The organism is Stenotrophomonas sp. 78350_Sma, from assembly GCF_056482105.1.
In genome coordinates this window covers 3408737-3432526 of sequence record NZ_CM151182.1, presented here as the reverse complement: position 1 = coordinate 3432526, position 23790 = coordinate 3408737, and the positions used below count along the sequence as shown (strand labels likewise).

The 23790-nt window shown below is 67.6% G+C and carries 21 protein-coding genes; 12 read left to right on the top strand and 9 right to left on the bottom strand.

Annotated features, from left to right (window positions below; translation table 11 throughout):
* A complete protein-coding gene (recO, locus tag ACZK4H_RS16010) occupies positions 1-720 on the top strand; it encodes a DNA repair protein RecO (RefSeq protein WP_099555388.1) in 720 nt (239 codons plus the stop codon).
* Positions 721-1270: 550 nt separating this feature from the next.
* Here recO and ACZK4H_RS16005 read toward each other — a convergent pair.
* Positions 1271-1999: a response regulator gene (locus tag ACZK4H_RS16005; protein ID WP_099552126.1), complete on the bottom strand. Its 729-nt coding sequence runs from the start codon at positions 1997-1999 to the stop codon at positions 1271-1273.
* 127 nt (positions 2000-2126) lie between these two features.
* Between ACZK4H_RS16005 and rlmD the strand changes: the two genes are divergently transcribed.
* The 9 genes from rlmD to ACZK4H_RS15960 all read left to right on the top strand — a co-directional run bounded on the left by rlmD (position 2127) and on the right by ACZK4H_RS15960 (position 9456).
* Positions 2127-3461, top strand: coding sequence for a 23S rRNA (uracil(1939)-C(5))-methyltransferase RlmD (gene rlmD / locus ACZK4H_RS16000; protein ID WP_099552122.1), 1335 nt, complete (start codon positions 2127-2129; stop codon positions 3459-3461).
* Between the two features lie 33 nt (positions 3462-3494).
* Positions 3495-3980, top strand: a complete 486-nt coding sequence (locus ACZK4H_RS15995; protein ID WP_099552125.1) for a CYTH domain-containing protein — start codon at positions 3495-3497, stop codon at positions 3978-3980.
* A gap of 113 nt (positions 3981-4093) precedes the next feature.
* Complete coding sequence (locus ACZK4H_RS15990) at positions 4094-4789, top strand: DsbA family oxidoreductase (protein WP_099552121.1); 696 nt, start codon at positions 4094-4096, stop codon at positions 4787-4789.
* A 163-nt stretch (positions 4790-4952) separates the two neighbouring features.
* Positions 4953-5960: a beta-N-acetylhexosaminidase gene (nagZ, locus tag ACZK4H_RS15985; RefSeq protein ID WP_099552120.1), complete on the top strand. Its 1008-nt coding sequence runs from the start codon at positions 4953-4955 to the stop codon at positions 5958-5960.
* Positions 5960-6514 (top strand): hypoxanthine-guanine phosphoribosyltransferase, encoded by a 555-nt coding sequence (locus ACZK4H_RS15980; RefSeq protein ID WP_005410592.1) that lies wholly within the window; start codon positions 5960-5962, stop codon positions 6512-6514. The genes nagZ and ACZK4H_RS15980 overlap by 1 nt, the downstream gene beginning before the upstream one ends.
* Positions 6515-6596: 82 nt before the next feature.
* The gene (locus ACZK4H_RS15975; protein ID WP_099552119.1) at positions 6597-7343 is read left to right on the top strand and encodes an S-methyl-5'-thioinosine phosphorylase; all 747 of its coding nucleotides are present in this window, start codon (positions 6597-6599) and stop codon (positions 7341-7343) included.
* 88 nt (positions 7344-7431) lie between these two features.
* The gene (locus ACZK4H_RS15970) at positions 7432-7638 is read left to right on the top strand and encodes a cold-shock protein (protein ID WP_005410590.1); all 207 of its coding nucleotides are present in this window, start codon (positions 7432-7434) and stop codon (positions 7636-7638) included.
* A gap of 102 nt (positions 7639-7740) precedes the next feature.
* Positions 7741-9006: an FAD-dependent oxidoreductase gene (locus ACZK4H_RS15965; RefSeq protein WP_099552118.1), complete on the top strand. Its 1266-nt coding sequence runs from the start codon at positions 7741-7743 to the stop codon at positions 9004-9006.
* 180 nt (positions 9007-9186) lie between these two features.
* Positions 9187-9456, top strand: coding sequence for a hypothetical protein (locus tag ACZK4H_RS15960; protein ID WP_099552117.1), 270 nt, complete (start codon positions 9187-9189; stop codon positions 9454-9456).
* 1 nt (position 9457) lies between these two features.
* Here ACZK4H_RS15960 and pdeM read toward each other — a convergent pair whose 3' ends face one another.
* Genes pdeM through ACZK4H_RS15940 form a run of 4 tightly spaced genes read right to left on the bottom strand, consistent with a single transcriptional unit; the run spans position 9458 to position 15147 of the window.
* A complete protein-coding gene (gene pdeM, locus ACZK4H_RS15955; protein WP_099552116.1) occupies positions 9458-10099 on the bottom strand; it encodes a ligase-associated DNA damage response endonuclease PdeM in 642 nt (213 codons plus the stop codon).
* Positions 10089-12548: a ligase-associated DNA damage response DEXH box helicase gene (locus tag ACZK4H_RS15950; RefSeq protein ID WP_099552115.1), complete on the bottom strand. Its 2460-nt coding sequence runs from the start codon at positions 12546-12548 to the stop codon at positions 10089-10091. The genes pdeM and ACZK4H_RS15950 overlap by 11 nt, the downstream gene beginning before the upstream one ends.
* Positions 12545-14152 carry an ATP-dependent DNA ligase gene (locus ACZK4H_RS15945; RefSeq protein ID WP_099552114.1) on the bottom strand — a complete coding sequence of 536 codons (1608 nt, stop codon included), beginning with the start codon at positions 14150-14152 and terminating at the stop codon, positions 12545-12547. The genes ACZK4H_RS15950 and ACZK4H_RS15945 overlap by 4 nt, the downstream gene beginning before the upstream one ends.
* Positions 14149-15147, bottom strand: coding sequence for a ligase-associated DNA damage response exonuclease (locus tag ACZK4H_RS15940; RefSeq protein WP_099552113.1), 999 nt, complete (start codon positions 15145-15147; stop codon positions 14149-14151). The genes ACZK4H_RS15945 and ACZK4H_RS15940 overlap by 4 nt, the downstream gene beginning before the upstream one ends.
* 113 nt (positions 15148-15260) lie before the next feature.
* On the opposite strand from ACZK4H_RS15940, the gene ACZK4H_RS15935 reads away from it, so the two are divergent.
* Positions 15261-16898, top strand: a complete 1638-nt coding sequence (locus ACZK4H_RS15935; protein ID WP_099552112.1) for an acyl-CoA dehydrogenase family protein — start codon at positions 15261-15263, stop codon at positions 16896-16898.
* 280 nt (positions 16899-17178) lie between these two features.
* Here the strand turns inward: ACZK4H_RS15935 and ACZK4H_RS15930 are convergent, their stop codons facing one another.
* The 3 genes from ACZK4H_RS15930 to ACZK4H_RS15920 all read right to left on the bottom strand — a co-directional run bounded on the left by ACZK4H_RS15930 (position 17179) and on the right by ACZK4H_RS15920 (position 19388).
* The gene (locus tag ACZK4H_RS15930; RefSeq protein WP_006461120.1) at positions 17179-17589 is read right to left on the bottom strand and encodes a hypothetical protein; all 411 of its coding nucleotides are present in this window, start codon (positions 17587-17589) and stop codon (positions 17179-17181) included.
* A gap of 157 nt (positions 17590-17746) precedes the next feature.
* Positions 17747-18088 (bottom strand): hypothetical protein, encoded by a 342-nt coding sequence (locus ACZK4H_RS15925; RefSeq protein ID WP_004153024.1) that lies wholly within the window; start codon positions 18086-18088, stop codon positions 17747-17749.
* A 124-nt stretch (positions 18089-18212) separates the two neighbouring features.
* Complete coding sequence (locus ACZK4H_RS15920) at positions 18213-19388, bottom strand: thiolase family protein (RefSeq protein WP_478472988.1); 1176 nt, start codon at positions 19386-19388, stop codon at positions 18213-18215.
* Positions 19389-19571: 183 nt separating this feature from the next.
* Between ACZK4H_RS15920 and ACZK4H_RS15915 the strand changes: the two genes are divergently transcribed.
* Complete coding sequence (locus tag ACZK4H_RS15915) at positions 19572-22418, top strand: autotransporter serine protease (RefSeq protein WP_099552110.1); 2847 nt, start codon at positions 19572-19574, stop codon at positions 22416-22418.
* Positions 22419-22463: 45 nt separating this feature from the next.
* Here ACZK4H_RS15915 and ACZK4H_RS15910 read toward each other — a convergent pair whose 3' ends face one another.
* On the bottom strand, positions 22464-23561 hold the full coding sequence (locus ACZK4H_RS15910) for a Glu/Leu/Phe/Val dehydrogenase dimerization domain-containing protein (protein WP_099552109.1): 1098 nt from the start codon (positions 23559-23561) through the stop codon (positions 22464-22466).
* Positions 23562-23790: the final 229 nt, after the last annotated feature.

Below are 23790 nucleotides of genomic sequence, written 5' to 3'. Positions count from 1 at the left end.
ATGATGATCGAGGACGACACCGGCTTCGTGCTGCATGCACGGGCCTACCGCGAGACCAGCCTGCTGGTCGAAGTGTTGAGTGCGCAGCATGGCCGCATCGGCCTGCTCGCACGTGGTGTGTCAACGGCGAAGGGGCAGGTGCTGCGTGCTGCCCTGCAGCCATTGCAGTGGATCCGCTTCAGTGCCCAGCAGCGCGGTGAACTGGCCCAGCTGCGCGGCGCCGAAGCGCTGGATGCGGCACCCAGGCTGGTCGGCCAGGCGATGCTGGCCGGCTTCTACCTGAGTGAACTGACCCTGCGCCTGGCGCCCCGCCAGGACCCGTTGCCCGAGTTGTATCTGGCCTATGGCGAAGCGCGCGCGCGGCTGGCGGTCGGTGCCGGCCTGGCCTGGACGCTGCGTCGTTTCGAGCGTGAGCTGCTGACCGCACTGGGCCTGGGTTTCGAACTGGACAGTGCCAGCGACGGCCAGCCGATCGACCCGGCCGCGCGCTATGAACTGGACCCGCAGGAAGGCGCGCAGCGCCTGCTGAGCGAGCGCGGTGGGGAACGCCGGGCGGCGGCCACTGGCTCGGCGCTGCTGGCGTTGGCGGCCGACGAAGAGCCCGATGCCGCTGACCTGGCCAGCCTGCGCCTGCCGATGCGGCGGGTGCTGGCCCATCACCTCGGGCCGCGCGGCCTGAAGTCCTGGGAAATGCTCGAGCAGCTCGCGCCCCGCAGGTAGGGGGTGTCCGGCAGGGCCTGCAGCCCTGCACCTGCCGAGTCAACGTCAACGTCAACGGCAGAAGCTGGCTATCCGTGGGTGGGCGGGTTGGGTCCGGTTGCGGGAGACGCCGTAAACCCATCCCTGGGGGCTTGGCCGCGGCATCCATGCCGCGGACACTCCCTCAACCGGACCCACCCCGCCTTCGACAGATTCTTGCGAGCTGTCGGAACGGCACTCTGCTCTGGTGGGTGTCGACCTTGGTCGACACAGTAGAGCCACGCCATGCGTGGATGCGTTTCGATTTCAATTCGAAATATTTGATTCTGATTGAGATTCATCCACGCATGGCGTGGATCTACTGGCCACCGGCCCACTGTCGAAGGCGGGGCACTGTGGGTTTGCGGGGTGTGAGCCGCATGGATGCGGCGACCAAGGCTACATGGACGTACTTGCGCCGTCCCCGCAAACCCACAGTGCCCCGCCATCCCACGGAATACTGCTCTGGCCTTTGACGTTGCCCTGGCTTGAAGCTTCGGCAGGTGCAGGGCGCAGCCCTGCCGACCAACCCTCAATGCAGCAGGGCAGCCACCGCAGCGCGGAACCCAGCCTGGGCCTGCCCGGATTCCGGCGCATGATGCAACTGGCGCACCGCCCGTCCCAACCGTGCTGCCCCCACGAAGCCGCAGCTCGCCTGCAGCCGATGCAACTGGCTGCGCAGCTGGCGCTCGTCATGCTGGTCCACCGCCTGCTCGACTGCGTCTCGCACCCCCGGCAGCTCGGCCAGGAACAGCTCGCGCAGGGCGATCAGGTGATTGCGCTGGCCATTGAGCGCGGCCAGTGCCGCGGTCTCGTCCCAGTCCTGCACCTGCAGCTCGACCGCTGCCGGGGCCGGGGCAACGAAGATCCCCGCCGGGCTGTTCACCAGTGCGCGGCGCACGGCCTTCAGCAGCTGGTCGCGGCCCAGCGGCTTGACCAGCGTGTCGCTGAAGCCGGCTTCGCGCAGGCGGGCATGAATGGAGGTGTCGCCATCGGCCGTATGGGCCAACGCCGGGGTATCGGGGTGCGAACGGCGCAGTTCACGCAGCAGCTGCGCGCCGTTGCCGTCCGGCAGGTTGACGTCGATCAGCCACAGGTCATGCGCGCCGGGCTCGGCGCTGGCCAGCGCACTGGCCAATGAATCTGCGGTGTCCACGTCCGCCGGTAACGTTTCCAACGCCGCTTTGAAAAAACCGCGGCTGATGATGTCGTCCTCGACAAGCAGGAAGCGGGGCCGGCTGGCCCGCGGGGTCATCTGCATCAGGGCTGCCTCCATGTCAGCTGCTGCAATCATCAAGCACGGCGGCGGCGGGCGCAAGCGGGTCCGGACCCTGCCAGTCAGGATCTGCGACAATGTGCCCCCATTTTTGCCCGCAGCCTGTTGCCACGTGGCCCGATCCCGCTCCCGCATCGACCGTACCCCATTCCAGACCGAGATCCTCGACCTCAGCCATGATGGTCGCGGCGTCGCCCGCCGTGAAGGCGAGGGCGGCAAGGTCACCTTCGTCAGCGGCGCCCTGCCGGGCGAGGTGGTCATGGCGGAACAGACTGCCCGCAGCCGCCATTTCGATGAGGCACGCACGGTGGAAGTGCTGCAGGCCTCGCCGCAGCGCATGACCCCGAAGTGCCCCCACTTCGGCACCTGCGCCGGCTGCGTGCTGCAACACCTGGACGAAGACCAGCAGATCGTCGCCAAGCAGCGCGTGCTGATGGACAACCTGGAGCGCATCGGCCACGTGAAGCCGGGTGCCGTGCTGGCGCCACTGGTCGGCGAGAGCTGGGGCTACCGCCGCAAGGGCCGGTTCTCGGTGCGTCGGGTCGAAAAGAAGGACAAGACCCTGGTCGGCTTCCGTGAACAGGACCCACGTTTCGTCGCCGACCTCAGCCAGTGCCTGACCGTGATCCCGGAAATCGGCACCAAGGTCGAGGCCTTGTCGTCCTTCATCGAATCGCTCGATGGCAAGCGCGACATCCCGCAGATCGAGTTCATCGCCGGTGACCAGGCCGTGGTGCTGACCGTGCGCCACCTGCAGCCGCTCAGCGATGCCGACCGCGCCGCCTGGGCCGCCTTTGGTCAGCAGCATGGCTTTGTGATCTACCTGCAGTCCGGTGGCGTGGATACCGTGCAGCCGCTGGACGGGCAGGGCGTGCCGCTGTCGTTCCGGCTGGCGCCGTGGGATGTCGAACTGGCGTTCCGCCCGCTGGACTTCATCCAGGTCAACGCCAAGCTCAACGAGAAGATGATCGCCCACGCCCTCGACCTGCTCGAACCGGGTGAGGAAGAGCGCGTGCTGGATCTGTTCTGCGGCCTGGGCAACTTCACCCTGCCGCTGGCGCGCCGCGTGCGCGAAGTGGTCGGTGTGGAAGGTGATGCCGGCTTGGTCGCGCGTGCCCGTGAGAATGCCGAGCGCAATGGCCTGGCCAACGCGCAGTTCTTCAGCGCCGACCTGACCCAGGACCAGCGCAGCACCCCGTGGATGCGCCAGGGCTTCGACAAGCTGCTGCTGGACCCGCCGCGTTCGGGCGCGATCGAAGTGCTGCAGCAGCTGCCGCTGAAGCAGTTCAAGCGCATCGTCTATGTCAGCTGCCATCCGGGCTCGCTGGCACGCGATGCCGGCTACCTGGTCAACGAACAGGGCTTCACCCTGGTCAGTGCCGGTGCCATGGACATGTTCCCGCACACCGCGCACGTGGAAAGCATCGCGGTGTTCGAAAAGCGCTGATCGGCTGTCATGCCCATCGCGCATAATGGCGCGATGGGCATCGAAATCGAACGCAAATTCCTCGTCAGCAGTGATGGCTGGCGTGCCGCCGCGCATCGGGTGATCCCGATGGCGCAGGGCTACATCAACGACATGGGCGCGCTTGACCGCGGCACCCAGAACGCCTCGGTGCGCGTGCGCATCGAGGGCGATCACGCCGCGCTGAACCTGAAGTCGCGCACCATCGGCCACACCCGCCAGGAGTTCGACTACCCGATCCCGGTGGACGATGCGCGCGCGCTGCTGGCGCTCTGTGTTGGCGGCCTGATCGACAAGCGCCGTCATCTGGTCGAGCACGCCGGCCTGACCTGGGAAGTGGATGAATTCCTCGGCGACAACGCCGGCCTGGTGGTGGCCGAGGTCGAGCTGGACAGCGCCGATCAGGCGGTCGACCTGCCGGACTGGGTCGGCACCGAAGTCACTGATGACGCCCGCTACTACAACGTTGCCCTGGCCAGTCATCCGTATTCAGAGTGGTGAACCCCCAAAAAGGGGACGGAGGGGATTAAGTCGTCTTTACCCCACCTGTGCGGGAAACGACCTAATCCCCTCCGTCCCCTTTTATCGAGCAGGGCGGGCCCCATGTCGTGGGGATGAGAATCGACATCTACTCCGACGTGGTCTGCCCCTGGTGCTGGATCGGCAAGCATCGTTTCCAGCAGGGCGTGCAGTTGCTGGGCGCAAACGCGCCTGAACTCGATATCCACTGGCAGCCGTTCCAGCTGGACCCGGACGCGGACGCTACCCCGGTGCCGCTGCGCGAGGCCTACGTGCGCAAGTTCGGGGGCGTCGAGCGTACCGAACAGATCCTCGGCCAGACCCAGACCACCGCGCGCGCCGAGGGCCTGCCGATGGACTTCAGCCAGGGCCAGGTGCGGGTGACCACGCTGCCGGCGCACCGGGTGCTGTGGCTGGCCGGCGAGCACGGCGTGCAGGATGCGGTGGGCGAGGCGCTGTTCCGCGCCCACTTCGAGCATGGCCAGAACCTGGCCGACCCCTCGGTGCTGATCAAGGCCGGCGTGGCGGGCGGCCTCGATGCCGGCGAAATCGCGCAGATGCTGGCGTCCGACCGCGGCCTGGCCGGGGTCGAAGCCAAGCTGGCGCAGGCCCATGCATTGGGCGTTTCTTCGGTGCCGACCTTCGTCATCGATGGGAAGTGGGCCATTTCCGGGGCGCAGCCCCCCGAGGCCTTCGCCAACGCCCTGCGCCAGATCGCCGCCGAGCAGGGCGCGCTGGAGTCGCCCGCCGAGGGCGACGAGGCCTGCGGCCCGGACGGCTGCAAGGTCTGACCGGCCCCGAAAAGGGGACGCAGGGAATCAAGACGTATCCAGCCCGTAGGGGCCGATTGCGCCTTAATCCCCTCCGTCCCCTTTTTCTGACCACTGCGCCCGTCGGCCGGTTCTGCGACAATGCGGCACTGCGCCATGCGGGCGCGCGTTGTGGAGATCGACCATGCTGCTGATCGGCGTTGCCGGCACCGAACTGACTGCCCAGGAACGTGACTGGTTGCAGCACGATGCCGTGGCCGGGGTCGTGCTGTTCAAGCGCAACTTCGCCTCGCGCCAGCAGGTGACCGATCTGAGCACGGCCATCCGCGCCGCCGCGCCGCGCCCGCAGCTGATCTGCGTGGACCAGGAAGGCGGCCGCGTACAGCGTTTCCGCGAGGGTTACAGCGATCTGCCGCCACTGCAGGACATTGGTGCGCTGTATGCCACCGACCCGCAGCAGGCCCTGGCACTGGCCGAACGGCATGCCTGGCTGATGGCCAGCGAGGTACGCGCCAGCGGCGTGGACCTGAGCTTCGCCCCGGTGGTCGATCTCGGCCGTGGCAACCGTGCCATCGGCAACCGCGCTTTCAGTGAAGACCCGCAGGTGGTGGCCGCATTCACCGCCGCCTACGTGCGTGGCATGCATTCGGTCGGCATGGCCGCCACGCTCAAGCATTTCCCCGGCCACGGTACCGTGCTGGAAGACACCCACGTGGATACCGCGATCGACCCGCGCGCGCTGGACGAGCTGCGCGCGCAGGACCTCGTGCCGTTCCAGGCCGGGATCGCCGCCGGTGCCGACGCGGTGATGATGGCGCACGTGATCTACCCGCAGGTGGCGCCGGAACCGGCCGGTTACTCGCCGCGCTGGATCCAGGACATCCTGCGCGGCGAGCTCGGCTTCCGTGGCGTGGTGTTCTCCGACGACATCGGCATGGCTGCCTCGCACAGTGCCGGCGGCGTGCCGGCGCGCGTGCACGCCCATCTGGATGCCGGCTGCGACGTGGTGCTGGTCTGCCACCCGGAGCTGGTTGATGAAGCCCTGCACGCGGTGCAGGGGCGCTCCCTCAATACCGCTGCGCTGCTGGGCCTGATCGGCCGCGGCGCGCTTGGCTGGGATGGCCTGCTGGCCGATGCCCGCCATGGCGACACCCAAACCCGTCTGCTTGAAACCCTTGGAAGAACCGTCTGATGCCCAACCTCACCATTTCCCAGGCCCTGGCCCAGGCTGACCTGCTGGTCGACCGCCCCACCATCGACAAGGCCATTGCCGGTATCGCCGACGCCATCGCGCGCGACTACAAGGGCGAGGTGCCGCTGTTCCTGTCGATCATGCACGGCGCGCTGCCGTTCGCCGGCCAGCTGGCGCTGGAACTGGGTGCGCGCGGGCAGGACGTGCAGTTCGATTACCTGCACGCCACCCGCTACCGTGGCGAAACCACCGGCGGCGACCTGGTCTGGAAGCACAAGCCGGCCACCTCGCTGTTCGGCCGCCGCGTGCTGCTGGTCGACGACATCCTGGACGAGGGCTACACCCTGCAGGGCGTGCGCACCTGGTGCCTGGAGCAGGGCGCGACCGATGTGCGCATCGCCGCGATGACGGTGAAGAAGCACGACCGGGCGCTGCCGGACGTGACCGCCGATTACGCAGGCATCGAACTGCCGGACCGCTATGTGTTCGGCTTCGGCATGGACGTCAACGAAACCCTGCGCTGCGTGCCGGCCATCTACGCAATGAAGGAATAACCGCGCAGCCGCCTGCGGCGCGCCTTTTCCCATCGCCGGCATCCTCGGGTGCCGGCGTTCGTCTTTTCATGGAGTGCTTCGAATGCAACAGATCGCCCTGGCCGTGATCGGCGGTACCGGTGTCTACAACCTGGCCAAGCTCGACGACGTGCAGACCCACGAGGTCGACACCCGCTTCGGCCGCCCGTCCGGTCCGGTGCGCGTGGGCACGCTGCTCGGCCATCGCGTTGCGTTCCTGGCGCGCCATGGTGAAGGCCACTCGCTGCCGCCGCACAAGATCAATTACCGCGCCAACCTGGCCGCGCTGCAGCAGCTGGGCGCGCAGCGCGTGCTGGCGTTGAACACGGTCGGCGGCATCACCGAGGATTTCGGTCCGCGCGTGTTGGCCTGCCCGGACCAGATCATCGACTACACCTGGGGCCGCATCAGCACCATCTGTGAAGAAGAAGGCAGCGACGTGGTCCACGTCGATTTCGGCCACCCGTACACGCCGATGCTGCGCAGCAAGATCCTGGCGGCGGCCAAAGTGACCGGTGTCACGGTCCATGACGGTGGCTGTTACGGCGCGACGCAGGGCCCACGCCTGGAAACCATCGCCGAGATCGCCCGCATGCGTCGCGACGGTTGTGACCTGGTCGGTATGACCGGCATGCCGGAAGCCGCGCTGGCACGTGAGCTGGGGCTGGATTATGCCTGCCTGGCGATCATCGCCAACTGGGCTGCCGGCTGTGGTGATGGCGAGGAGATTACGATGGCCGAAGTGCTGGCCAACGTACAGGCGGCCAGCAACGGACTTCCGGAACTGGTGGGCGAATTGGCGCGGGGGTGATTGTCTTCCCCGAGCAAGCTTTGCATACTCAGCTTGTGCGCGGGTTCAGCGTACACCACCCATTCATTGCATAAGGTCTCGCATCACCATGCCGAACGGTACCGTCAAGTGGTTCAACGACGCCAAGGGATTTGGCTTCATCTCGCCGGAGGATGGCAGCGCCGACGTGTTCGCGCACTTCTCCGCCATCAACTCCAAGGGCTTCCGCAGCCTGCAGGAAGGCCAGCGTGTCACCTATGACGTGACCCAGGGCCCGAAGGGCGCCCAGGCTTCGAACATCACGCCGGCCGAGTGATCCACTCGACAGTGCGTTGAAAACCCCGCTTCGGCGGGGTTTTTTTTGCGCGGCGTGCCCGCGACCCGCTCGCGATCCACCCGTCTCGGGCACAATGCGGTCATGACGGAACGACTGCGTATCGCCGTGATTGGCTACGGCACCGCTGGACAGGCAGTGTCCATCCTGCTCACCCGTGACGGCCACGAGGTGGAGATCTTCGAACGCGTGCCCACGCCGGGGCCGGTGGGTGCCGGTTTCCTGCTGCAGCCCAGCGGCCTGCAGGTGCTGTGGCAGATGGGTCTGCTGGATGCGGTGCGCGCGCATGCCGCGCCGGTGCACCGCCTGTATGGTGACACGCCGTGCGAGCGCGCGGTGATGGACATGCGCTACGACGGCCTGGATGCGCGCCTGCACGGACTGGGCATGCAGCGTGGGGCGTTGTTCTCGCTGCTGGATGATGCCCGTGGCGGGCTTGGCCAGCTGCATGCCGGTACCACCATCACCGAGGTGGATGCGGAGCATGGGCGCCTGCGCGACAGCGAAGGGCGCGCGCATGGCCCGTTCGATCTGGTGGTGGCCGCAGATGGCGCGGCCTCTGCGCTGCGCGGCACGATCGCCGGCGGTGCCGGGCTGGACCGCGTGTATCCGTGGGGGGCGCTGTGGTGCCTGTTGCCGGCCGAAGACTGGCCGCACGTGCAGGAGCTGCGGCAGCGCTACGTGGCCGCGCGCAAGATGATCGGCCTGTTGCCGGTCGGTACGCGTCCCGGCGATGACATGCCGCGCCTGAGCTTCTTCTGGAGCCTGCCACGCGCCGACTTCGAGCGCTGGCAGGCCGATGGCATGACGCCCTGGCTGGACGAGCTGCATGCGCTGTGGCCGCAGGCCAGTGCGCGCTTTGCCCACCTGCACGATGCTGGCCAGCTGGCGCGCGCGGTCTATCGCGATGCAGTGATGACGCGCTGGCACCAGGGCCGCATGGTGCTGGCAGGGGATGCCGCGCACGCGATGAGTCCGCAGCTGGGGCAGGGAGTGAACATGGCGCTGCTCGATGCGTTGGCATTGCGCGATGCCGTTCGCAGGCATGGCGGTGGTGGCGAAGCGTTGCAGGCGTACCAGGCGCAACGCAGGGCGCACGTAGCGGTCTACCAGCGCTGGAGCCGTTGGCTGACGCCGCTGTTCCAGTCAGATCGCGATGCCTGGGCGAAGGCGCGCGACGTGCTGCTGGGCCCGATGGGGCGCCTGCCCGGAGGCCGTGGCCACATGCTGCGCGTGCTCAGTGGCACGCAGCAGGGATGGTTCGGTTCGCTCGCGCTGGATCCGGCGTTCATCGACGCAATGGCTGCCGTGGCGGCGCCACGCATCAGCACGATCACCGCCAGTGCGTGAAGCGTGCCGTCACGTGAATTAACGGTTGCCTCACCGCGGATATGCGAGAAGTAGGTTGCACGCGACTGCGCGTCGCCCGTTTTCCTTTCCGTGATCAACATCGCGCGTGGCTCGGGCGGCGCTGCCGTTGCTGCCTGTTGCGGCCCGGACGTGCCGCCTGATGTTGAAGAGGAGGATGCCATGTTGTTCGCGGTCGAGGAGCTGGAGTCGGAAATCTGCAAGCTGCGCGGCCTGCTGCAGATGCTGCACGAAGACCAGCCCGACGTACTGGAGGACGTGTTCGAGTTCCATGTCGGCAGCCTGATCAGCCATGCGTCACCGGAACACCACGCACGCATCCGCACCTGCGCGCAGGAGATGCTGGCGGCAATCCAGGCCTTGCCGCGGCGCCGCGAGGATGGCACGCCTGATTTCCAGTTGATGCCGCAGCTGGGCATTCGGCCGGCCTGAGTCAGGCGACCGGCAGTTCCACCAGGTCGCTTTCCACGCAGGCGATCATCTGCTCGCCGTGGGCGGGGGCAGGCACGATGCCGGCAGTGAATGCGGAGAAGGCCGGCAGGATCGTCATCCGGTCACGCAACCAGAATGCGGGGAAGCGCCTTCGCAAGGGCGCCAGAGCGATCTGCGGGTGCACATGTCCTGCGATCACGTGCAACGCTGCATCCGGAGCCGGCTCATGGCGAAGCAGGAACGGTGGCAGCTGTACGTCATCGTGGATCTGAACCTGCAGCTGTGCATGCGATAGCTGCCGGTCATGGTTGCCGCGAACGACGTGTACGTCCAGCGAAGCGTTGCGTTGGCGCCATCCCAGCCATTGCTGATACCACGCGGCGCGATGCGCCGGTCCGTGCAGGATGTCGCCCAGGATCCACAGTTCGCGGCAGGCATGCAGGTCCAGAAGTCGCTGCAGGCGTTGCAGGTCTTCGCCGGTGCCGCCGCTGGGCAGCGCGATGCCGGCACGGCGGAACACATCGGCCTTGCCCAGGTGCAGGTCTGCGATCAGCAGTGCCTGCCGCGCGGGCAAGTACAGCGCACGCGCGCCAACCAGAAGCACGGACTCTCCGGCAAGCATCAGCGGAAGTTCAACGGCCATGGCGACGCTCCAGCTGCTGCGCCGCGCGTTGTACGCGTGTACGCCAGTCTTCGTTGCTGAACTGGCCGCGCAGGCGTTCGGCCCACAGTGGAAAGCCCAGTGGCGTGAGTGATGAAGGGCGCTGCACCGACAACCGCTGCGTGCCGATGCGCTCCAGTACCTGCTGCAGCCCGGGCAGGTCGAGGCTGTCATACAGCACTTCACGTTCCGCCAGCCCTAGCAGCAGGTGGTCCGGATCGTGCTCGCGCAGCACGTCGTACAGCAGGCCGGCGGACGCCTGCAGTTGGCGCAGTGACCGTGGCATGCCACCGGGAAGGCTGGGTACCAGCAGGCCCGCCACGCGCGCGATGCCACGGAACTGGCGTCGCGCCAGCTCGCCCAGGTTCACTGCCGCGCGCAGATCGTCCAGCAACAGGTCATTGCTGAACAACGCACGCCATTGCGCCGCATCCAGATCGATCGGCTGCGCCGGCGCCAGCACCAGGCCGTGATCGTTCACTGCAAAGCCGATGCTGTTGCGTTGCTGGCGGGTGCAGCGCAGCGCCAACAGCGCGGCCAGTGCTTCGTGCACGTGGCGGCCGGCAAACGGATAGACGAACAGAAACTGGCCGTCGCGGCGCCTCACGTCTTCCACCAGCAGGTGATCCGCGCCGGGACGTGCCGACAAGCGCGCCTGCAGTGCCAGCAGCGGCGCCAGCCAGCGTGATTCTGCGCTGTCATCGGCACCGGACAGGACCGCTTCCAGTTCGCGGCCGAGCGCCATCGACAGCGGCAGCTGGCCCCCTTGCCAGCGCGGCACGACACCGTCACCGCGTCCGCGCGCCAGCCGCACGAACGCAGTCATGTCGCGCAGCTGCACCAGTTCCAGCAGGCGCCCTGCGAACTGGAAGCGGTCGCCGCGACGCAGGCGGCTGGCGAACTGTTCCTCCACCGCGCCCAGGCCACCCCCACGCAGGAACTGCACGCGCACGCTGCCATCGCTGCTGATGGTGCCGATCGACAACCGGTGGCGCAGCGCCTGCCGGCGGTCGTGCATGCGGTAGCAACCATCGGCGTCACGCACGACCTTGTGGAAATCGGGATACTGGGCCAGGGGCTGGCCGCCCTGCACGATGAACATCAACACGGCCTGCCATGAGGCGTCACCGAGCGACGCGAAGGCATGCGTGCGCCGTACCTGCGCCAGCAGTGCGTCACCGTCGAAGCCGCCGGCCAGCGCGCGGCTGACCGCATGTTGGGCCAGCACATCCAGTGACAGCGTCGGCGGCCTGCGTGCCTCGACCACGCCTTCGGCCAGTGCACGTCGCACGGCGGCGTACTCGGCCAGTTCCAGCGCATGGCTGGGGATGCACAGGATGGCGCCGCGGGTGCCGGGGCGGTGGCGTGCGCGCCCGGCCCGCTGACGCAGCCGCGCAACGCCCTTCGGGCTGCCCAGCTGCAGCACCTGGTCGACCTCCGGGAAGTCAACGCCCAGGTCGAGGCTGGACGTAGCGACGACGCAGCGCAGCGTGCCCGCGCGCAGGCCATCCTCCACCTGTTGGCGCAGTGCCGGGTCCAGCGAGCCGTGATGCAGTGCCAGCGTATCGGCGTCTTCCGGCCAGACCGCCGCCAATGCCTGGTGCCACAACTCGGCCTGCGCACGGGTATTGGTGAACAACAGGCTGCTGCGCGCCTGCATCAGTGCATGCAGCACGCGCGGCAACTGTGCCAGCCCCAGGTGCCCGGCCCACGGGAAACGTTCGCCGGGTTCCGGCAGCAGGCTGCGCACGGTGATCGCGCGCGGGCGAACGCCCTGCACGATCGGTGCGTCCGGCTGGTCAGGCAGCAGCACGTCGCGGGCCTGGGGCAGATTGCCCAGCGTGGCCGACAGCCCCCACAGCTGCAACGAAGGGGCGCTATCGCGCAGCACCGCCAGGTTCAACTGCAGCAGCACCCCACGCTTGTTGCCCAGCAGTTCGTGCCATTCGTCCACCACTACGCAGCGTAGCTGGCGCATGCGGGGCAGCGTATCGGGATAGCTCAGCAGCAGCGCCAGCGATTCCGGCGTGGTCACCAGCACGTCGACGCGGCCTTCGCGCGCCTGCCGGCGCTCGCGGTTGCTGGCATCTCCGCTGCGCAGGCCGACCCGCCAGCCCAAGCCCAGCCCGTCGATCACCGTCTGCAGTGCGCGTGCGGTGTCGCTGGCCAGTGCACGCAGCGGCGTCACCCACAGCACCTGCAGCGGCCGCACCGCACTGGCCCGGCGCGGTGCGGGCGGCGGATCGAGCATCGCCTGCAGCAGTGGGCCGCCGAACATGGCCAGCGTCTTGCCGCTGCCGGTGGGCGTGTGCAGCAATCCGGAGTCGCCTGCCAGATAGTGCCGCCACATCGCGCGTTGGAACGGCAGCGAGCGCCAGCCCCGCGCAGCGAACCAGTCTTCCAGCCGGCGCAGCGCCTGGCGGCGCGTCATCGCGCCAGCGCCTGCAGCGTGGCCAACCGGTCGGCTTCAGTGGCGGGCTTGTCGTGGCGCCAGCGCAGGATGCGCGGAAAACGCACGGCGATGCCGGATTTGTGCCGTGTGCTGCGGTTGACCGCCTCGAAGCCCAGCTCGAACACCTGTTCGGCATGCACGCTGCGCACCGGGCCAAACCGTTCGCGGGTATTGGCGCGGATCCAGCGGTCGAGGGCCAGGATTTCCTTGTCGTCCAACCCCGAATAGGCCTTGGCCACCGGCACCAGCGTATCGCCGTCCCAGACGCCGAAGGTGTAGTCGGTATACAGCGTGCTGCGCCGCCCATGGCCGGCCTGCGCGTACAGCAGCACGGCATCGATGGTCAGCGGATCAACCTTCCATTTCCACCAGTCGCCGCGTCGTCGCCCCGACTGGTAAGTGGACGTCAGGCGTTTCAGCATCAACCCTTCCACGCCCCGCTCGCGGGCGGCGTCCCGCAATGCGGCGGCCTGCAGCCAGTCTTCAGCGGGTACATCGGGTGACAGTTGGATGCGGGCGTCGCCCAGGGCACCGATGACCTCGGCCAACTGTGCACGCCGTTGCTGCAGCGGCAGTCCGCGCAGATCCTCGCCGTCGCGTTCAAGCAGGTCGTAGGCGAGCACGCGCACCGGGGTGTTGCGCAATGTCGCTGCGCCAGGCTTGCGGCGCTGGATGCGGGTCTGCAGTGCGGTGAAGGCGCGCGGCAGATCGTCGCTCTCGTCCCAGGCCAGCAGTTCTCCGTCCAGCACGCAGCCGTCGGGCAGTGCCATCGCGGCCTGTTCGATTTCCGGGAAGCGGCCATCCAGCCGCTCCTCGCCACGTGACCACAGCGCCACCTCGCCACGGCGGCGCAGCAGCTGCAGGCGGATGCCATCCCATTTCCACTCCAGCAGCCAGTCTTCGATCGAACCCAGCCGTTCGCCCGGGTCTCCTTCCAGCGGCGAGGCCAGGAAGAACGGGTACGGCTGCTGCCGGTCCAGTGGCAGTTCGTCCGGCGACAGCAGCTGCTCCAGCAAGCCGGGCGAGGGCACCCATTCGCCGAGCATGCGCTGGGCGATGCGCGCGATGTCCAGGCCGGACCATTCGGCCAGCGCCTGTTGCACCTGCCGTTGTGAAACACCCACGCGCAGCGCGCCGGTGAGCAGCTTGTTGAACACCAGGCGCTCGCCACTGCGCAGCTGTCGCCACCCAGCAACCACCGCTGCGCGCCGCTCCGCCTCCGGGTGGTTGGCCACCGTCAGCAGGTGCTGTTCGATCCAGTCCGACAAGGGCCGGTCTGCGGCAGGATGCGGTGGATCATCCAGCAGCAGGGTCAGTGTTTCGGCCAGATCGCCGACCTGCGCGTAGCTGTCTTCCACCAGCCAGGCGGGCAGGCCGGATTCTTCGGCGATCCAGCTGCGCAGCTCGCCACTGGCGGCGATTCTGCGGCGTGCACCGCCGACCTTGCCGCCGCTGAGTAGGTACAGCGCCCACGCCGCATCGTGCGCCGCTGCCTGGCGGAAGTAGTCGACCAGCGCGGCACGCTTGTCCAGCGTCGCGGTGCTGCGGTCCAGGCGCTGGTAGAGCGCGGCGAAGGCCTTCATTCCTCGCTCCCGTAATCGGTGCGGAAGGCCTCGGCGGCGACGCCGTGTTCGCGCAGGAAGGGAATCAGGGCATCGGTATTGCCGTGGGTGGCGATCACCCGTTTGGCGCCGGTCTGTTCGATGGTCTGAAGCAGCGCGGGCCAGTCGGCGTGATCGGAAATGACGAAGCCGCGGTCGACATTGCGCCGGCGGCGGTTGCCGCGCAGTTGCATCCACCCGGAGGCGAACCCCAGTTGATGCGGTCCGAAGCGCCGCATCCACGGGGTGCCTGCGGCCGAGGGCGGGGCCAGGATCAGCTGGCCGGCGGCATCGGGATGGCGACCCTGTTCGGCCACGGTGAGCGTTTCCAGCATCGGCACGCCGGCCTGCCGGTAGACCGCGACGCCATTGGCGATGGCGCCATGCAGCCAGGCGGGGCGGTCGTCCAGCGGCAACAGCTCGGCCAACACACGCTGCGCCTTGCCGAGCGCATAGCAGAGCAGGATCGCCGCTTCGCCGCGCTGCTCGCAGTCGCGGCGCCAGGCCACGATCTCTGCGGCGACCGCGGGGGTGTCCGGCCAGCGATAGATCGGCAGCGCGAACGTCGCTTCGGTGATGAAGGTATCGCAGGGCACCACTTCGAAGGGCGTACAGGTCGGGTCGGGTTGCCGCTTGTAATCGCCGGACGCCACCCAGACCTGTTCGCCATCATCGATGCGCACCTGCGACGAGCCGAGCACATGGCCCGCCGGGTGCAGCGATACCTGCACCCGCCCGAGGCGGAACGCCACGCCTTCGGCATGTGCCTGCACATCGACATCGCCCAGCCGCCAGCGCAGGATCGGCAGGCTGCCCGCGCTGCAGTGGTACTCGCCCATGCCCGGGCGCGCGTGGTCGCCATGGCCATGGGTGATGACCGCGCGCGGCACCGGGCGCCAGGGATCGATGTGGAAATCGCCGGCGGCGCAGTACAGCCCTTCCGGGCGCAGCACCACCAGATCGTCATTGCCTGCCATGCGGCCACTGTGGCGTGCGTCTCGTGCACGGGGTGAGAACCGGCCTGAACACGGGCTTGGCGGGGCATGCGGCACAATCGGACCGCATACCTCTTGCCGCCAGGATGGATCGGATGAGTGGACCCAGCTTCAGCAGCAACGCGCCCTTTGAAACCCATGTGGTGCTGAACCAGCCACCGCCCTTCGCCGGTCGCCAGTTGTGGACCGATGATGCAGCGTTGATGGAAGCGGTGAAGCGCGAGGGGGCGGGCAGTTTCGCGCCGCGGCTGGCCGCATATGGAGCACTGGCCGGCGACGAGTTGTACCGGCTCGGCTTTGACGCCAACCGTGATCGCCCGCGCCTGCGCACGCACGATGCGCAGGGCCATCGCATAGATGCGGTCGAGTTCCACCCTGCGTACCACCAGCTGATGGCCGCAGCGAAGCAGCATGGCGTGGCGGGTTTGTCCTGGCATGAGCCGCAGCCCGGCGCGCATGTGGCGCGTGCGGCACTGAGCTATCTGCACCACCAGGCCGAAGCAGGCACCAGTTGCCCCTTGACCATGACGCATGCGGCGGTGGCAGTGCTTCAGTCGCAGCCGCATCTGGCCGAATGGGCGCGCAAGGCCAGCGCGCCGGTCTATGACCCGCGTGATGTGCCCGTGGCGGACAAAGCCGGCATCACTCTGGGCATGGGCATGACCGAGAAGCAGGGCGGTTCGGACGTACGCGCGAACAGCACGCGGGCCGAACCGATCGATGGCGAACGCTACCGCCTGGTCGGCCACAAGTGGTTCTTCTCCGCGCCGATGTGCGATGGCTTCCTGGTGCTGGCACAGGCGCCGGGCGGACTGACCTGCCTGTTGATGCCGCGCCGCTTGGCCGACGGTGACCGCAATGCGTTCCGGCTGATGCGGCTGAAGGACAAGCTTGGCGACTGGGCCAATGCGTCCAGCGAGGTCGAGTTCTGTGGCGCGCAGGCATGGCGTGTGGGCGAAGAAGGGCGTGGCGTGGCGACCATCATCGGCATGGTGATGATGACCCGCCTGGACTGCATGCTGGGTGCGACCGCGGAGATGCGCATGGCGCTGGCGCAGGCGCTGCATCATGCACGCCATCGGCGCACCTTCGGCAAGTTGTTGGTGGAGCATGCGTTGATGGCCAATGTGCTGGCCGATCTGGCGCTGGAGTCGGAAGCGGCAACCGTGTTGGCGATGCGCATCGCGCGGGCGGTGGATCGCGCCGGCGAGGATGCCAGCGAAGCCGCGTTGGCACGGCTGGGGACCGCACTGGGCAAGTATTGGCTGTGCAAGCGCGCGCCGTCCTTCGTCAACGAAGCGCAGGAATGCCTGGGCGGTGCGGGCTACGTGGAGGAGTCGATGCTGCCGAGGCTGTACCGCCAGGCGCCGTTGAATTCGATCTGGGAAGGCAGCGGCAACATCCAGTGCCTGGACGTCCTGCGCGCGCTGTCACGCGAGCCGGAGGCGATGGCGGCATTGCGCAGCGAGCTGGCCGCAGTGGCCGATCTCGATGCGCGTTATGCAGCTGCATTGCAGCGTTGGGCAGCGGCGCCGGCGCCTGAGGAATCACAGGCGCGGCTGTTCTGCGAGCGCACTGCGCTGCTGCTGCAGGCGGCGCTGCTGCTGCGTGCGCGCAGTCCAATGGCGGAGGCGTTCGTGCGCAGCCGGTTGGACAGGGAGCATGGGCTGGCATTCGGGACGCTGCCGGCGGGATTGGATCTGTCGGCGATGCTGGCGCGCGCGTTGCCGTAGGGAGCGGCCAACGGCGGAGCCCCTCGTGGTGGGCGCTGATATCGGCAGTGGCCGTGCGAGTGGGTTGCACAGGGGGCGCCGTGAACCCGTCCTTGGGGGCTTGGCCGCGGCATCCATGCCGCGGACACCCCTGCGCAACCCACTCGCACGGCCTTGGACACTTTCCGTGCGCGTCCGCCACGGAATCAACAGAAAAGGCAGGGAGCGAAAAGCAGAAAAGCCGCGGCAGTGCCGCGGCTTTTCCTGTGGAGCCGAGGCGATGCTCGGCTGCAGGTACACCTCAGTGCTTGGCTTCTTCCTTGGCGGCATTTGCCTTCGCGTCATTGGCGACATCGCGGGCCTTGTCGGCGACCTTCTGCGCGGCGTTGGCGGTGGCGTCGCTGGCGTGCGCAGCGGCGTCGGTTGCGGCGTCCTTGGCCTTGTCGGCGGCGTTGGCTGTGGCGTCTGCGGCCTTGTCCAGCGCCTGCTGGGTATCGGCGGCGGCCTGCTCGGAAGCGGCTGCGGTCTTGTCGGCGGCTTCGCGGGTGGCAGCAGCAGCCTTGTCGACGGCGTCGCGGGCTGCAGCGCCGGCGCTGTCGGCCGCCTGCTGCGCGTCCTGCTTGGCCTGTTCGGCTTCCGGGCCCTTGCAGGCGGCCAGGGCCAGCAGCAGGGAGGCGGCCAGCAGGGTGGTGGTGATCGGACGAATCTTCATGGCGGTCTCCGGCACTGCAATGGATGGGGACGCCAGCCTATTCATGCCGTTGTGAAGACCGGGTCGCGATGCAGGGGCTTGATCGCCGACATCCACGCAAAGAAAAAGCCGCTGGCGAACCAGCGGCTTTTCCAGAACAGCGTGAAGAAAGAAGTTATTACTTCTTGGCTTCTTCAGCAGCGTCCTTGGCCTTCTCAGCGGTGCCTTCAGCAGCCTTGGCAGCGTCAGCAGCGGCGCCGGCAGCGGCGTCGGTGGCAGCAGCGCCAGCCTGGGCAGCAGCGTCGACCGAAGCGTCAGCAGCGGTGGCGGCGGTGTCAGCGGCCTGCTGGGCAGCGTCGGCGGTCTGGGCGCCAGCAGCGGCGGCCTGGTCGGCAGCAGCCTGGGCTTCGGTGGCGGCTTCGTTGGCCGAAGCAGCGGCGTCCTGGGCAGCTTCCTGCTTCGAGCAGGCGGCCAGGGCCAGAGCCAGGGACATCGCGACCAGCAGCTTGTTGATGCTCATTGTGTAAATCCTCGTCGTTAGAATTAGGCAACGCGCATGCTGCGCGCCGACAACATGATGACAAGCCAAGATTGGGTGTCAAGCGATCCCGCATTCATTTTTGCGAAATCATCGTTAAATCTTTTTAAATCAATTCGATGGCGATTGCCGTTGCTTCGCCGCCGCCGATGCAGAGGGTGGCAATGCCGCGCTTGCCACCACGCGTGCGCAGAGCGTTGACCAGGGTCACCACAAGACGTGCGCCCGAGGCACCGATGGGATGACCCAGTGCGCAGGCGCCGCCATTCACGTTGAGCTTGTCGTGAGGGATGCCCAGTTCGCGCATCGGGGCCATCGCCACCACAGCGAAGGCTTCGTTGATTTCGAACAGATCGACCTGGTCCAGCGACCAGCCGGTCTTGTCCAGCAGCTTGTGCAGCGCGCCGATCGGGGCGGTGGTGAACCACTCCGGTTCCTGCGAGTGGGTGGCGTGGCCGACGATGCGGGCCAGCGGCGTGATGCCTCGCGCGGCAGCGTCCTCTTCGGTCAGCAGCACCACTGCGGCGGCGCCGTCGGAGATGCTGGAGGAGCTGGCCGCGGTCACGCTGCCATCCTTCTTGAAGGCCGGGCGCAGGGTCGGGATCTTGGCGATGTCGGAGCGCCCCGGCTGCTCGTCGGTAGCGAGCTCGACCTCACCCTTGCGGGTGGCGACCTTCACCGCGACGATTTCATCGGCAAATGCACCATTGGCCTGTGCAGCCTGCGCACGCTTGACCGACTCGATCGCATAGGAGTCCTGCTCTTCGCGGCTGAACTGATACTTGTCCACCGCGCACTCGGCGAATTCGCCCATGGCCTTGCCGTCGTAGGCGTTGACCAGGCCATCGTGGGCCATGTGGTCGACCGCCTGGAAGTTGCCGAAACGGTTGCCGGTACGGGAGTTCGGCAGCATGTGCGGGGCGTTGGACATCGATTCCATGCCGCCGGCGACCACGATGCTGGCCGAGCCAGCCTTGATCAGGTCATGGCCGAGCATGATGGTCTTCATGCCCGAGCCGCACACCTTGTTCAGCGTGGTGGCACCGGCCGACAGCGGAATGCCGGCGGCGATCGCAGCCTGGCGGGCGGGCGCCTGGCCGAGGTTGGCCGGCAGCACGCAGCCCATCAGGACTTCAGAAACGTCGCTGGCCGGGACACCCGATTGTTCCAGCGCGGCGGCGATGGCGGCCGCGCCGAGGGTCGGGGTCGGCACGCCGTTGAACTGGCCGAGGAAGGAGCCGATGGCGGTGCGCTTGGCGGCGGCGATGACGATGTTGGACATGGCAATCTCGTTGATGCGTAAGCAATGTTCGGAAAGGAGACCGGAGGCTGTTGGATGCGCCCCGGTTTCCCGGCAGACTGCGTGGGGGTCGGCCCAAGTATAGAGGGTCGGGGAGGGCTGCCGCTGTGCGGCGCCGAACGCCTGCCGGGATGAAGGCAGGCCAACGTTCACGGGAAGGAATCGATGGAACGCACGATGATGGTGAGGTCTGTGCTGGCAACCGCGCTGGCGATGGCGCTGACGGCCTGTGGTGGAGGTGGCGGAGGCGGCAGCAACGTGCGTGTCGACCCGCCCCCGACCACGCCGACACCTCCGACCACGCCTCCCCCGACGACACCACCACCGGTCAAGCCGCAGGAGCCGGCCTTTGATGCGCATCTTTCAGTCACCAACGCGCGTGCCGCACAGGCCGCAGGCCTGACCGGGCAGGGCGTGCGCATCGGCATTGTCGATTCGGGCGTGCAGCGCAACGCGGTGGCCTTGAATGGTCGCGTGCTGGCCAACTTCAATTACATCGATCCGGCCAGGAACAACCTGGGGGTTGATGACGTGGTCGGGCATGGCACCGCCGTGGCCAGCCTCGCCGCTGGCGCGGCAGTGGGAACCTGGCCGGGCGGTATTGCGCCAGGTGCGCAGATCGTCTCGGCACGGATCATTTCCGACAAGCCGCCGACCGATGACGGCAGTGGCAATGGCAATGCCTTCAGTGGGCCACTGGGTGTGGCCCAGGTCCACCAGGACCTGATCAGCTACAACGTGAAGGTGATGAACAACTCGTGGGGTGGCCTGTACTGGACCGATCTGCCCACCACGGCGCAGGTGGCCGCCGAATACCGGCCGTTCGTGATCAATCACGGCGGCCTGGTGGTGTTCGCCGCCGGCAATGACGGCCGCAGCGAGCCGAGCAGCCTGGCCGCGCTGCCCAGCCAGAAGGGCGTGGCAGGCACGCTTCCGGCGGCCGATCTGGAGCGCGGCTGGCTGGTGGCCACGGCGGTGGACCCGTTCACGCCGGGCGCGCTGGCCAGCTATTCGAATGCCTGCGGCCAGGCGGCCCGCTATTGCCTGGCGGCGCCGGGCAGCGCGGTCTACCCGGATGCCAATGGTGGCAGCTACTACTGGAACTACGGTACGTCGTTCGCCGCGCCGCTGATCTCCGGTGCGGCTGCGCTGGTCTGGCAGCGCTTCCCCTACTTCAACAACGATCTGGTGCGGCAGACCCTGCTGGGTACCGCCAAGGACATCGGTGCGCCCGGTGTGGATCCGGTGTTCGGCTATGGCCTGCTCGACATCGGTCGCGCGATCAATGGTCCCGGCCGCTTCGACTGGGGTGATGTGACCGCCAGTGTGGATGTGGCCTCGACCGGTTCGACGTGGAGCAACGACATCACCGGCAGCGGTGGCCTGGTCAAGCAGGGAGACGGCAAGCTGGTGCTGACCGGCAACAACGGTTACACCGGTGCCACCCGTGTCGAGCGCGGCATCCTGACGCTGCAGAACGGTGGCGTGATCCGTTCCAACGTGACGATCCTCGCCCAGCCTGATCCGGATTCCAGCGGTCTGCAGTTCAACGGTGGCACGCCGCGGGTGATCGGCAATGTGGTCAACGGCGGCAGCGTGTTCCTCACCACCGGCAACACCACCGGCACCATCGAGGGCAACTATACCCAGCAGCCCGGCGCGCAGCTGATGATCGCCCTTGGCGCCAACGCGCTGCAGGTCACCGGCAGCGCAACGATCAATGGCAGTGTGCGCGTGCATGGCTTCGTCTCCGGCTATGTGCCGCAGAACGGAACCCGCCAGGACCTCATCCACGCCGCGGGGGGGCTGAACGGCAACTTCAGTACCGAGGCCACTTCCACCGGCCTGCAGGGACTGACCCTGGTGGCCCCCACGTATGGCTACGACCGCAACAACGCCTGGTTGAACGTGACCCAGGTCAACGTCACCGCCGCGGCCAGCGGCCTGAGCGCTTCTGCGCAGGTGGCCGCGCAGCGCCTGGAAGGCGCATTCGCAGTGCTCGACGGCAACACCGGCCTGCAGGGATCGCCCTTCGGTGCGGCAGCCGGTGCGCTGCAGTGGGCCGGAGGGGGCCAACAGGGCCTGGCCGACAGCCTGCAGAGCCTGTCCGGCCAGGCGCATGCCCGCGCCGAGGCCGCCACCTTCGACAGCATCGACATGTCGCGGCGTGCGATCGCCGAACGCTTCGATCGTGTGCAGGCCACGCCGCGCCTGCGGGGTACCTGGCAGAGCGCGTTGGGCGAGGCCGGGCAGGGCAGCTTTGCCGGCAATGCCGCCGACAGCCGCGGTTGGATGGCTGGTCAGGACCTGCCGCTGGGCAGCAATGGGTTGATGGGTGTGGCCTTTGGCGAAACCCGCAGCAATGGTGGCAGCAGTTTCGGCGGTGATCGCGGGCGTGACCGCCAGGCGCAGGCGCAGCTGTACGCCGGCTGGAATCTGGGGCGTGGCTATGCGCTGGCCCAGGTCGGCAGCGGCCAGTTCACCCGCGCGCTGGATCGTCAGCTGCTGCTCGGTGCGGGCGCCTATGGCGTTTCTGCGCGGTACGGTGGTCGTTTCAGCAGTGCCAGCGTGGAGGGCGGGTACCGGCTGGGGCGTGCGGGCGCATCGTTGACGCCCTACCTCGGTGCCAGCACCACGCGTGTGGATACTGACGCCTTCAATGAACTCGGCGGCTTTGGCTTCGGCCTGCGGGGTGATGCCAATCGCTCGCAGCGCAGCCAGATGCTGGCCGGTATCCGCGGCGAGCGCGGCTGGGGGCGTTGGATGCTGCGTGGGCATGCCGAATGGCAGCAGCGGCTTGATGGTGCGGATGCGGACTGGCAGGCCAGTTTCGTCGGCGTCGATGCATGGGCGCCGCTGGCAGGCTGGAATGCGCCGCGTGGCAGTGCGCTGATAGGCGTGGCGCTGGAGTCGTGGTGGGGCCGCAATGGCCGCCTGAGCCTGGGCTTTGACCAGCGTATCGGTGGCGAGGGCGCGCGGCAGGCTGCGGTGCGCTACAGCACCGGGTTCTGAGGAATCGGTCGCGCCGGGAAGACTCCCGGCGCGACGTCTGCAGCCTCAGCCGCCGCGCAGGTTGCCCAGGCGCGGAGTGCTGCGCCCCAGCGGCATCTTCAGCTTGCCGATCGACAGGATGCGGCTTTCCGCAATGCGGTCGGCCGCACGCTGTGGCGCGATGTTCTCGCGCTGCGACAGTTCGAAGATGCGGGTGAGGTTGTGGTAGATGCTGCGGATCAGGCGCATCGCGCGTTCGCGGTTGTAGCCGTCGATTTCCAGCGACACGTTCATCACGCCGCCGGCGTTGACCGCGTAGTCCGGGGCGTAAAGGATGCCGCGCGCATGCAGTTCGTCGCCGATCTCCAGGCTCGACAGCTGGTTGTTGGCGGTACCACAGATGATCTTGGCCTTGATCCGCGGCAGGGTGTCGGCGTTGATCGCACCTTCCAGTGCACACGGTGCGAACACATCGGCGTTCACCTCGTGGATCTCGTCCGGCTTGACCGCTTCGGCGCCGAAATCGCTGACTGCACGATCAACCAGCGCACTGTCCAGGTCGGTGACATACAGCTTGGCGCCGCGGTCACGCAGCAGTTTCACCAGTTCCATGCCGATGTGGCCCAGGCCCTGCACCGCGATGCTGGTCTTGCCCACTTCCTCATGGCCGAACTTGAAGCGCATCGACGCCATCAGTGCCTGCAGTGCACCGTAGGCCGTGAAAGGCGCCGGATCGCCGGAGCCACCATGGACCTGGTGCACGCCGGTCACGAACTGGCTCTCCAGGTAGATGTTCTCCATGTCGTTGACGTCGGTGCCAACGTCCTCGGCGGTGATGTAGCGGCCGCCCAGCGAATCTACGTAGCGGCCGAAGGCGCGGAACAGTACCTCGGTCTTGTCCGTCTTCGGGTCGCCGATGATCACCGCCTTGCCGCCGCCCACGTTGAGGCCGGCCAGTGCATTCTTGTAGGTCATCGTCCGGCTCAGCCGCAGCGCATCGGCCAGCGCCTCCTCGGTGCTGGCGTAGGGGCGCATGCGCACACCGCCCAGGGCCGGGCCCAGGGTGGTGTTGTGGATGGCGATGATCGCCTTCAGGCCGGCATCGTGGTTGTGGCAGAACACCACTTGTTCGTGGCCGGTGGTGGCGAGGGTTTCGAATAGCATGGCGTCTCCGATGGCACGAACAGCGGCGAACTGCAGCGAACGGCCAGTGAACGGTAGGGTCCCAAAACAAAAAAAGCGACGTCGTCAGTGCAGGGGGACGGGTCGCGCGGCGCCATTCTAGTCCATTCCCCCGGCCGCTGCCGTCGACATCGGCGACCTTCCGGTTAAAGAAGATGAAAGTGCGGCCGATGCTGCGACGACGGCGGGTGGCCGGATTCGCGTGAAGAGG

Excerpts from the sequence above, each read along its gene's own strand:
- ACZK4H_RS15925 (WP_004153024.1), bottom strand. The coding sequence starts at position 18,088 with ATGAGCATCAACAAGCTGCTGGTCGCGATGTCCCTGGCTCTGGCCCTG.
- ACZK4H_RS16005 (WP_099552126.1), bottom strand. The coding sequence starts at position 1,999 with ATGCAGATGACCCCGCGGGCCAGCCGGCCCCGCTTCCTGCTTGTCGAG.
- ACZK4H_RS15950 (WP_099552115.1), bottom strand. The coding sequence starts at position 12,548 with ATGACGCGCCGCCAGGCGCTGCGCCGGCTGGAAGACTGGTTCGCTGCG.
- ACZK4H_RS15935 (WP_099552112.1), top strand. The coding sequence starts at position 15,261 with ATGAGTGGACCCAGCTTCAGCAGCAACGCGCCCTTTGAAACCCATGTG.
- ACZK4H_RS15980 (WP_005410592.1), top strand. The coding sequence starts at position 5,960 with ATGCCCAACCTCACCATTTCCCAGGCCCTGGCCCAGGCTGACCTGCTG.
- ACZK4H_RS15915 (WP_099552110.1), top strand. The coding sequence starts at position 19,572 with ATGGAACGCACGATGATGGTGAGGTCTGTGCTGGCAACCGCGCTGGCG.
- recO (WP_099555388.1), top strand. The coding sequence starts at position 1 with ATGATGATCGAGGACGACACCGGCTTCGTGCTGCATGCACGGGCCTAC.
- ACZK4H_RS15920 (WP_478472988.1), bottom strand. The coding sequence starts at position 19,388 with ATGTCCAACATCGTCATCGCCGCCGCCAAGCGCACCGCCATCGGCTCC.
- ACZK4H_RS15970 (WP_005410590.1), top strand. The coding sequence starts at position 7,432 with ATGCCGAACGGTACCGTCAAGTGGTTCAACGACGCCAAGGGATTTGGC.
- pdeM (WP_099552116.1), bottom strand. The coding sequence starts at position 10,099 with ATGGCCGTTGAACTTCCGCTGATGCTTGCCGGAGAGTCCGTGCTTCTG.
- ACZK4H_RS15990 (WP_099552121.1), top strand. The coding sequence starts at position 4,094 with ATGAGAATCGACATCTACTCCGACGTGGTCTGCCCCTGGTGCTGGATC.
- ACZK4H_RS15945 (WP_099552114.1), bottom strand. The coding sequence starts at position 14,152 with ATGAAGGCCTTCGCCGCGCTCTACCAGCGCCTGGACCGCAGCACCGCG.
- ACZK4H_RS15960 (WP_099552117.1), top strand. The coding sequence starts at position 9,187 with ATGTTGTTCGCGGTCGAGGAGCTGGAGTCGGAAATCTGCAAGCTGCGC.
- ACZK4H_RS15965 (WP_099552118.1), top strand. The coding sequence starts at position 7,741 with ATGACGGAACGACTGCGTATCGCCGTGATTGGCTACGGCACCGCTGGA.
- ACZK4H_RS15910 (WP_099552109.1), bottom strand. The coding sequence starts at position 23,561 with ATGCTATTCGAAACCCTCGCCACCACCGGCCACGAACAAGTGGTGTTC.
- nagZ (WP_099552120.1), top strand. The coding sequence starts at position 4,953 with ATGCTGCTGATCGGCGTTGCCGGCACCGAACTGACTGCCCAGGAACGT.
- ACZK4H_RS15975 (WP_099552119.1), top strand. The coding sequence starts at position 6,597 with ATGCAACAGATCGCCCTGGCCGTGATCGGCGGTACCGGTGTCTACAAC.
- ACZK4H_RS15995 (WP_099552125.1), top strand. The coding sequence starts at position 3,495 with ATGGGCATCGAAATCGAACGCAAATTCCTCGTCAGCAGTGATGGCTGG.
- ACZK4H_RS15940 (WP_099552113.1), bottom strand. The coding sequence starts at position 15,147 with ATGGCAGGCAATGACGATCTGGTGGTGCTGCGCCCGGAAGGGCTGTAC.
- ACZK4H_RS15930 (WP_006461120.1), bottom strand. The coding sequence starts at position 17,589 with ATGAAGATTCGTCCGATCACCACCACCCTGCTGGCCGCCTCCCTGCTG.